The following is an 8,846-nucleotide window of genomic DNA, read 5'->3' on the forward strand; positions in this document are numbered from 1 at the left end:
TCCGACCGCGTCCCTCCTCGCCCGTGGCCGGGCGTGCTCCCCGCGCGGAGCCGCCCCTCTCCCCGGCGGTCCGACGGCGGGTCAGCCGCGCAGGACGACCAGGTCGTCGCGGTGGACGACCTCCCGCTCGTAGGCGGCGCCGAACTCCTGGGCCAGGTCCCGGGTGGACCGGCCGAGCAGGCGGGGCAACTCCCTCGCATCAAAGTTGACCAGTCCGCGCGCCACGATGTGGCCGTTTTCGGCAAGAAGGTCCACCGGATCGCCCGCGGCGAACTCGCCGTCGACCTTGGTGACCCCGGCGGGCAGCAGCGAGGCGCCGCCGGAGACCACGGCCTCGACGGCCCCGGCGTCCAGGTGCAGGGTGCCGCGCGGGCTGCTGGCGTGGGCGAGCCAGAGCATCCGGTCGGAGGAGCGGCTGCCGGTACGCAGGAACAGGGTGCCGGTGGGGCGGCCGGCGAGCGCGTCGGCGGCGTGGCTGGCGGCGGTGAGGACGACCGGGATGCCGGCGCCGGTGGCGATCCGGGCGGCCTCGACCTTGGTGACCATGCCGCCGGTGCCGACGCCCGCCTTGCCGGCGCTGCCGATCTCGACGCCGTCGAGGTCGTGCGGGCCGGTGACCCTGGCGATCCGGCTGCTGCCGGGGCGGCTGGGGTCGCCGTCGTAGAGGCCGTCGACGTCGGAGAGCAGCACGAGCAGGTCGGCCCGGACCAGGTGGGCGACCAGCGCGGCCAGCCGGTCGTTGTCGCCGAACTTGATTTCGGCGGTGGCGACGGTGTCGTTCTCGTTGACGACCGGCATCGCGCCCATCGCCAGCAGCTGGTCCAGGGTGCGGTAGGCGTTGCGGTAGTGGGCGCGCCGGCTGGCGTCCTCGGCGGTGAGCAGGACCTGGCCGACGCGCAGTCCGTAGCGGGCGAAGGAGGCGGTGTAGCGGGCGATCAGCAGGCCCTGGCCGACGCTGGCGGCGGCCTGCTGGCGGGCGAGGTCCTTGGGCCGCCGCTCCAGGCCGAGCGGGGCGAGGCCGGCGGCGATGGCGCCGGAGGAGACGAGCACCACCTCGGGGGCGTCCCGGCGGGTGCGGACCTTGGCGAGCGCGTCGACGAGGGCGTCCACCCGGTCGGCGTCGATGCCGCCGGCGGCGGTGGTGAGTGAGGAGGAGCCGACCTTGACGACGATGCGCCGGGCGGTCAGCACCTCCGCCCGCAGTTCGTCCTCGCTCATCTCGGGTCTCGCCCTTCCGGTGTGGTGCGCTGGCGGCGGGCCCGGCCCGGCCGTTTCCCCCGCAATCTACGCGATCGGGCCGACCCGCCCGCACCGTGTTCCAGCCGCCGGACGGCGCCCGGACAGCGCGCGGGACGGACCCGCGCGGCCGGGCGCGCCGTCAACGCGCGAGCCCCCGCCGCCCGTTGACGGGGCGGCGGGGGCTCGCGCGGGTCGGGACGGGGACTCAGCTGTCCTCGTCGTCGCCCTCGATGGAGGCCTGGCGGCCGCTGGAGAGCGCCTCGAAGGCGAGGTACTCCGCCTCGGCGGCGTCCCGGCCCTTCTGCTTCTCGCGACGGCGGTCGACGGCCGGGCGCTGGGTCTCCATGCGGTGGTCCTCGCCGCGGCGGCCGAGCATCTCGGCGCCGGCGGCCATGGTCGGCTCCCAGTCGAAGACGACGGCGTTCTCCTCCGCGCCGATGATGACGGTGTCACCCTCGTGCGCGCCGACCTTCCACAGCTTGTCCTCGATACCGAGGCGGGCCAGCCGGTCCGCGAGGTAGCCGACCGCCTCGTCGTTGGAGAAGTCGGTCTGGCGGACCCAGCGCTCCGGCTTGACGCCGCGGATGCGGAAGGCGCCGTCCTCCTCGGTGATGGTGAAGCCCTCGTCGTCGACGGCCGTGGGCCGCAGCACGATCCGGGTGGACTCCTCCAGCGGCTTGGCCGCGCGGGCCTCGCCGACGATCTGCGCCATGGCGAAGCTGAGCTCGCGCAGGCCCTTGCGGGAGGCGGCCGACACCTCGAAGACCCGGTAGCCGCGCTCCTCCAGGGAGGCGCGGGTCAGGTCGGCGATGTCCTGGCCGTCCGGCACGTCGATCTTGTTGAGGGCGACCAGCCGCGGGCGGTCGCCGAGGCCGCCGTACTCGGCGAGCTCGGCCTCGATGGTCTCCAGGTCGGTCAGCGGGTCGCGACCGGGCTCCAGGGTGGCGCAGTCCAGCACGTGGACGAGGACGGAGCAGCGCTCGACGTGGCGCAGGAACTCCAGGCCGAGGCCGCGGCCCTGGCTGGCGCCGGGGATGAGCCCGGGGACGTCGGCGATGGTGTAGACGGTGTCGCCGGCGGTGACCACGCCGAGGTTGGGGATCAGGGTGGTGAAGGGGTAGTCGGCGATCTTCGGCTTCGCGGCGGAGAGCACGGAGATCAGCGAGGACTTGCCGGCGCTCGGGTAGCCGACCAGGGCGACGTCGGCGACGGACTTGAGCTCCATGACGATGTCACGGAACTCGCCGGGCTCGCCGAGCAGCGCGAAGCCGGGCGCCTTGCGGCGGGCGGAGGAGAGCGCCGCGTTGCCGAGGCCGCCGCGGCCGCCCTGGGCGGCGACGAAGCTGGTGCCGTGGCCGACCAGGTCGGCGAGCACATTGCCCTGCCGGTCCAGGACGACGGTGCCGTCCGGCACGAAGAGGACGAGGTCCTGGCCGAGGGCACCGGTGCGGTTGCCGCCGGCTCCGGGCTTGCCGTTGGTGGCCTTGCGCTTGGGCGAGTGGTGGTACTCGAGCAGGGTGGTGACCTGCGCGTCCACGGTGAGGACGACACTGCCGCCGTCCCCGCCGTTACCGCCGTCCGGGCCGCCGAGCGGCTTGAACTTCTCGCGGTGCACGGAGGCGCAGCCGTGGCCCCCGTTGCCCGCGGCGACATGAAGTTCGACGCGGTCCACGAAGGTGGTCATGGTTGTGCCTCCAGTACGAAGAAGTCAGTGTTCTACCTGTAAAGCATGAAGGGTGGACCGGAACATTCCGGCCCACCCTTCATTGTGAGTCTGGTGTGACTCAGGCCTCGACGGCCACGATGTTGACGACCTTGCGGCCGCGGCGGGTGCCGAACTGCACAGCACCGGCGGTCAGCGCGAACAGGGTGTCGTCGCCACCGCGGCCGACACCGGCACCCGGGTGGAAGTGGGTGCCGCGCTGGCGGACGATGATCTCGCCGGCGGAGACGACCTGGCCGCCGAAGCGCTTCACGCCGAGGCGCTGGGCGTTCGAGTCACGGCCGTTACGAGTAGAGCTTGCGCCCTTCTTGTGTGCCATTTTTCGCTATCCCCTTACTTGCTGACCGAGTCGATGCTGGTGATGCGCACCGCGGTGTGCTGCTGGCGGTGACCCTGACGGCGGCGGTAGCCCGTCTTGTTCTTGTAGCGCAGGATGACGATCTTGTCGCCCTTGGTCTGGTCGACCACCTCGGCGTGAGCCTTCACGCCGGCCAGCACCCACGGGTCGGAGGTGACGGCCTCACCGTCGACGACCAGGATGGTGGAGAGCTCCACCGAGTCACCCGGCTTGGCCTCGATACGGTCGATCTCCAGCACGTCGCCAACGGCGACCTTGTGCTGGCGGCCGCCTGCGCGAACGATCGCGTACATGCGGTACCTACTTTCCCAACTCGGTCGGAACTCTCGATGCCAGCCACCTGGGTACGGACACAGGGGCCTCCCCCGTCCCCCCTTGCGGGGAGCCGTCCTCTTGCAAGGACCGGGAGGTGATGTGCTCGGGAGCAAGGCGTAGACACGCCAGTGGTCAAGAATACGGGCCGGCCGCCGCTGGGGCAAACCGGCCCGTACAGGTCCCGGGCGGAGGACGTCCGCCCGGGACCGGGCCCTACTCGGCCGCCGTATCACCCTCGGCGGCCGCCGCCTTCTTGGCCGCCGCGCTCGTCCGCTTGGTGGCGGTCTTGCGGGCGGTGGTCTTCTTCGCCGCGGTCGTCGTCGTCTTCTTGGCGGCGGCGGCGGTCTTCTTGGCAGCGGTCTTGCGGGCCGCCCGCTTCTTCGGGGCCGGCGCCTCCTCGGCGGGCTCCTCGGTCGCGTCCGGACCGGCCTCGGTCCCGGCGGCCTCGGCAGCCTCCTCGACCGGAGCGGCCTCGACGGCGACCGGCTCGGCCACTGCCTCGGCCGGGGCCTCCTCGACCACGGCCGGCTCGGCCTGCGGCTCCTCGGCCGGGGCCTGCGCCGCCGGGGAGACGGCCGCCAGGGCCGACTCCAGGGCCGCCTCGGCCTTGGCCTGCAGCACCACGATCTCCGCCCCGCCCGGCGCACCGGCCGGAGCCGTCGCCTTGCGGACCGCCCGACGGCGGGGCCGTCCGGCGGGGGCGGCAACCGGAGCCTCCACCGGGGCCTCGACCACGACCGGCGCGGCGGCGACCGGCTCGGCCACTGCCTCGGCCTCGCCCGGAACCTCGATCGCCAGCTGGCCCTCGATCTCCTCGCGGACCGGCGCGGACTCGACGATCTCGAACTCCTCGTCGGCCTCCTCGACCGAAGCAGCCTCGGCCGCCTCGACGACCTGCGACTCCTCGGTCCCGGCGCCGCCCTTGCCCCGGCGCCGGCGCTTGCCGCTGCCCGCGCCCGCCTCGACGGCGGCCGTGCCGCCACCGGTGTGGGTGTGGGCGCTCGGCTGCTCCATGTGGACGATCACGCCGCGGCCGTTGCAGTGCACGCAGGGCTCGGAGAAGGACTCCAGCAGGCCCTGGCCGACCCGCTTGCGGGTCATCTGGACCAGGCCCAGCGAAGTGACCTCCGCCACCTGGTGCTTGGTCCGGTCCCGGCCCAGGCACTCCAGCAGACGGCGCAGCACCAGGTCGCGGTTGGACTCCAGGACCATGTCGATGAAGTCGATCACGATGATGCCGCCGAGGTCACGCAGCCGCAGCTGGCGCACGATCTCCTCGGCCGCCTCGATGTTGTTCCGGGTGACCGTCTCCTCCAGGTTGCCGCCCTGGCCGACGAACTTCCCGGTGTTGACGTCGACGACGATCATCGCCTCGGTGCGGTCGATCACCAGCGAACCGCCGCTGGGCAGCCAGACCTTGCGGTCCAGCGCCTTCATCAGCTGCTCGTCGATCCGGTAGGTGGCGAAGACGTCCACCTCGGAGGTCCACCGCTGGAGCCGGCCGGCGAGGTCCGGGGCCACGTTGGCGACGTAGTCGTGGATGGTGCTCCACGCCTCGTTGCCGGAGACGATGACCTTGGTGAAGTCCTCGTTGAAGATGTCGCGGACGACCCGGACGGTCATGTCCGGCTCGCCGTACAGCAGCGCCGGGGCGTTGCCGGAGGCGGCCTTCTTCCGGATGTCCTCCCACTGCTGCTGGAGGCGCTGGACGTCGCGGGTCAGCTCCTCCTCGGAGGCGCCCTCGGCGGCGGTGCGCACGATGACGCCCGCGTCGTCCGGGACGATCTTCTTGAGGATCTGCTTCAGCCGGGCGCGCTCGTTCTCCGGCAGCTTGCGGGAGATGCCGGTCATCGAGCCCTCGGGCACGTAGACCAGGTAGCGGCCGGGCAGCGAGATCTGGCTGGTCAGGCGGGCGCCCTTGTGGCCGATCGGGTCCTTGGAGACCTGGACCAGCACGGACTGGCCGGACTTCAGCACCGACTCGATCCGACGCGGGCCGCCGTGGCCGCCCAGCGCGCCGAAGTTGACCTCACCGGCGTACAGGACCGCGTTGCGGCCCTTGCCGATGTCGACGAACGCGGCCTCCATCGACGGCAGCACGTTCTGGACCTTGCCCAGGTAGACGTTGCCGACGTACGAGGTGGCCTGCTCCTTGTTGACGTAGTGCTCGACGAGCACGCCGTCCTCGAGGACGCCGATCTGGGTGCGCTGGCCGTTCTGGCGCACCACCATGACGCGCTCGACCGACTCGCGGCGGGCCAGGAACTCGGCCTCGGTGATGATCGGCACCCGGCGGCGGCCCAGCTCGCGGCCCTCGCGGCGGCGCTGCTTCTTGGCCTCCAGGCGGGTGGAGCCCTTGATGGACTGCACCTCGTCCGGGTCGAAGGACGGCTCGGTGGAGCGGCGGCGCGGCTCGCGCACCTTCACCACCGTGCGGACGCCGTCCTCGGTGGTCTCGGCGACCTCCACGGCGCCGGCCTCACCGCTGCGGCGGCGACGGCGACGGCGACGGCGCGAGGAGGACAGGCCGGCGGCCAGGTCGTCGTCGTCCTCGTCATCCTCGTCGGCGGCCGCGACGGCCGGCTCCTCGACGGCGGGCTGCTCGGTCTCGGGGGCCTCGGCCTCGCCCTCCTCGGCCTCACCGCGACGGCGGCGGCGGCCGCCCCGACGGCGACGGCGCGACGGACGGCCGTCCTCCCACTCGTCCTCGGCCTCGGGGCCGGTGGCGGGGGCGGCGACGGCCGGGGCCTCCACGGCGGCGGGCGCCTCGACCACGACGGGGGCCTTGGCGGCGGCCGGGGCCTTGGCTACGGGAGCCTTCGCGGCAGGGGCCTCGACCCGCTCCACGGCGGCACCGCGCCTCCCCCGGGCCGGGGTCTGCACCCGCACCGAGGTGCGGACGCGGCGACGGCGGCCGACACCGCTGTACTCGAACTCCTCCTCCTCGCGCTGCGGCGCGGCCGGGGCGGACTGCGCCTCGACGGCGGCCGGCTGCGCGGCGGCGGGGGCGGCCTGGGTGGCCGGGATGGCCTGGCCGGCCGGGGCCGCCTGGGCCGCCGGAGCGGTCGGGGCGGTGAAGGGGGCGGGCTCCTGGAAGACCGGGGCCTGGAAGATCGCGGTGGACGGGCGGACCGCGCGACGGCGCACCCGCTGCGGCGGCTCGGCGGCCTCGACGACCGGCGCCGGGGCGACCGGCTCCTCGACCGGGGCCTCCTCGGCCACGGGCTCCTCGACCTCGGCCTCCTCGGCCACCGGCTCCTCGACCACCACGGGGGCGGCCTCGACCACCCGGCGGCGGCGGGGACGGCGCGCCGGGGCGGCCGGCTCCTCCACGACGGCGGGGGCCTCGACGGCCACCGGCTCCGCCGCGGCGGCGGGCGCCTCGACCACGGGGGCGGCCTCGGGCTCGGCCTTCTTACGGCTCCGACGGGCCCGCGCGGGCTTCTCCGCCGGCTCCGCCTCGGTCTTCCCGGCCTTCTCCGCCTTGGGGGCCTTCTCCGCCTTCGCGGCGGCGACCGGGGCCGGCTCGGCCTCCGGCGCGCTGACCACGATCGAGGAGTCCTCGGGCGCTCCGGCGGGCGCCTCGGCCCGCTTACGGGTGCGGCGGGCCCGGACCGGCTTCTCCGCCGCCGGCTCGGCGGCGGCCTCGGCGACCGGCGCCTCGACCGGACGGGTGGCCTCGGCCTCGGCCGGGACGACCGTCTCGGCGGCCTCGGCAGCAGCGCCCTGCGGCGCTCCGGCCGGGCGGGACACGGCGCGGCGACGCCGGCGCGGCGGCGCGGCGGACGCGCTGTCGCCGCCGGTCGCGGCGGTGTCGTTCGGTTCCGTTGCCGCAGGCTGCTGCGGATCGGTGTTATCGAGCATGCGGGTGGATCTCCCGTCAGGCCCCCGGGCTCCGCATCCGGGCACGGCACGGCACCGGTGGCCGGCCGGCATCACGACGATGCTCGGCCCGGACCCTCTCACGGTGCCGCCGCGCGGACGCGAGTCCGCACAGGGGCTCGTAGTCTCGCTCGGCGCCCCGCCCTCGGCGGGGTGTCGAAAGTCTTCTGGTCTGACCAGTCTTCTGAGGTTTTCCCAAGCTGCGCCGTCCCCCAACCCCGGGTGGCTCCCGGACGGGGGCCTCGGGCCCACCGACCATCGGGGTCGGCGGGCCGCAAGAGGCCGGCCTGTGCTTCGACGACGCTCGCTCCCCTGGGGAGCAGCGGGGGCCTGGAGGACCAGCGGATCCAGTGGGGAACTGAACCCGGCCTCCGCCCGCTAGGCGGACGCGGTTGCGCGCGGCTCGCCGGCCGCCAGAGGGCCGGCCTGGGCCGCGGCGCGGTCGAGCGCCAACGGGTCGGTCACCGTGCCGGTCCCCTCGTCGAGCGGCCCCTGCGCCAGCCTGGTCACCTCTGCGGGGACCGGCGGCGCCAGGTCGGCCGTCGCACGGAGACCGGACAACACGTCGTCGGGTCGTACGGCGGGTGTGGCGTGTCGTACTACCAGGCGCAGTATCGCACAGGGACGCCCGGTCCGAACATCGCGGGTCTCTTCGCCCTCCGTGTCCGCACCGCCGTCGACCTGCGACGGGAGGAGCTCAAGAGCCGCCACCGCCCCGCGCGCGTCGAAGACCCGCAGACCGTTCTTGGTAAGGCGTTCGACCTCGACCCGCTCCTGGGCGAGGAAAAGGGCGACCGCACGGGCCGCCTCCTGCGGCTCGACGCCGTCGAGCCGCACCCGCCACTCGGAGGCCTCCAGGCGCTCCACGAAGTTCGGCGTCCGCACCTCGACCGCGTCGATCACGTCCAGTCCCTCGGGCAGCGACTCGTCCAGTTGGACGCGCAGCGCCTCCGGGTCCCGGTGGGCCGCGAGGCCGATCTCCAGGTACTCCGCCTCACTGGCCACACCGGTCGGCGCGGCATTGGCATAGGACACCTTGGGGTGCGGGGTGAAGCCGGCCGAGTAGGCCATCGGCACCACCGACCGGCGCAGGGCGCGCTCGAAGGCGCGCTGGAAGTCGCGGTGGCTGGTGAAGCGGAGCCGGCCGCGCTTGGTGTAGCGGAGACGAATCCGCTGCACCGTCGGCGCGGGCGGCGGACCGTCGGGCGTACGGCGTGCCAGGGTCGCTCAGTCCTTCGTCAGTGGTCCCCGTCCGCGGCGGCGGCGATTTCCCGCCACTGTCCGGACTCTTACACCTCAAAGGGTACGCGCCCCCACCCACCCCTCGCT

At 74.1% G+C, this 8,846-nt stretch carries 6 protein-coding genes; all 6 read right to left on the reverse strand.

All coding sequences use genetic code 11. The features are described from left to right. Positions 1 to 81 precede the first annotated feature (81 nt). The 6 genes from proB to ADK60_RS06650 all read right to left on the reverse strand — a co-directional run bounded on the left by proB (position 82) and on the right by ADK60_RS06650 (position 8,696). Positions 82 to 1,218 (reverse strand): glutamate 5-kinase, encoded by a 1,137-nt coding sequence (proB, locus tag ADK60_RS06625; RefSeq protein ID WP_053644012.1) that lies wholly within the window; start codon positions 1,216 to 1,218, stop codon positions 82 to 84. 226 nt (positions 1,219 to 1,444) lie between these two features. Next, complete coding sequence (gene obgE, locus ADK60_RS06630; protein ID WP_053644014.1) at positions 1,445 to 2,923, reverse strand: GTPase ObgE; 1,479 nt, start codon at positions 2,921 to 2,923, stop codon at positions 1,445 to 1,447. Between the two features lie 100 nt (positions 2,924 to 3,023). After that, a complete protein-coding gene (gene rpmA, locus ADK60_RS06635; RefSeq protein ID WP_030397425.1) occupies positions 3,024 to 3,281 on the reverse strand; it encodes a 50S ribosomal protein L27 in 258 nt (85 codons plus the stop codon). A gap of 14 nt (positions 3,282 to 3,295) precedes the next feature. Next, positions 3,296 to 3,613: a 50S ribosomal protein L21 gene (gene rplU / locus ADK60_RS06640; RefSeq protein ID WP_030397424.1), complete on the reverse strand. Its 318-nt coding sequence runs from the start codon at positions 3,611 to 3,613 to the stop codon at positions 3,296 to 3,298. 235 nt (positions 3,614 to 3,848) lie between these two features. Beyond that, positions 3,849 to 7,499 carry an Rne/Rng family ribonuclease gene (locus tag ADK60_RS06645; protein WP_053644016.1) on the reverse strand — a complete coding sequence of 1,217 codons (3,651 nt, stop codon included), beginning with the start codon at positions 7,497 to 7,499 and terminating at the stop codon, positions 3,849 to 3,851. 396 nt (positions 7,500 to 7,895) lie between these two features. Continuing rightward, entirely contained in the window at positions 7,896 to 8,696 is an 801-nt protein-coding gene (locus ADK60_RS06650; protein WP_045944089.1) for a TIGR03936 family radical SAM-associated protein, read from the reverse strand. Positions 8,697 to 8,846 lie beyond the last annotated feature (150 nt).

Source organism: Streptomyces sp. XY431 (assembly GCF_001279805.1).
Classification (GTDB): Bacteria; Actinomycetota; Actinomycetes; order Streptomycetales; family Streptomycetaceae; genus Kitasatospora; species Kitasatospora purpeofusca.

Excerpts from the sequence above, each read along its gene's own strand:
- rplU (WP_030397424.1), bottom strand. The coding sequence starts at position 3,613 with ATGTACGCGATCGTTCGCGCAGGCGGCCGCCAGCACAAGGTCGCCGTT.
- ADK60_RS06645 (WP_053644016.1), bottom strand. The coding sequence starts at position 7,499 with ATGCTCGATAACACCGATCCGCAGCAGCCTGCGGCAACGGAACCGAAC.
- obgE (WP_053644014.1), bottom strand. The coding sequence starts at position 2,923 with ATGACCACCTTCGTGGACCGCGTCGAACTTCATGTCGCCGCGGGCAAC.
- proB (WP_053644012.1), bottom strand. The coding sequence starts at position 1,218 with ATGAGCGAGGACGAACTGCGGGCGGAGGTGCTGACCGCCCGGCGCATC.
- rpmA (WP_030397425.1), bottom strand. The coding sequence starts at position 3,281 with ATGGCACACAAGAAGGGCGCAAGCTCTACTCGTAACGGCCGTGACTCG.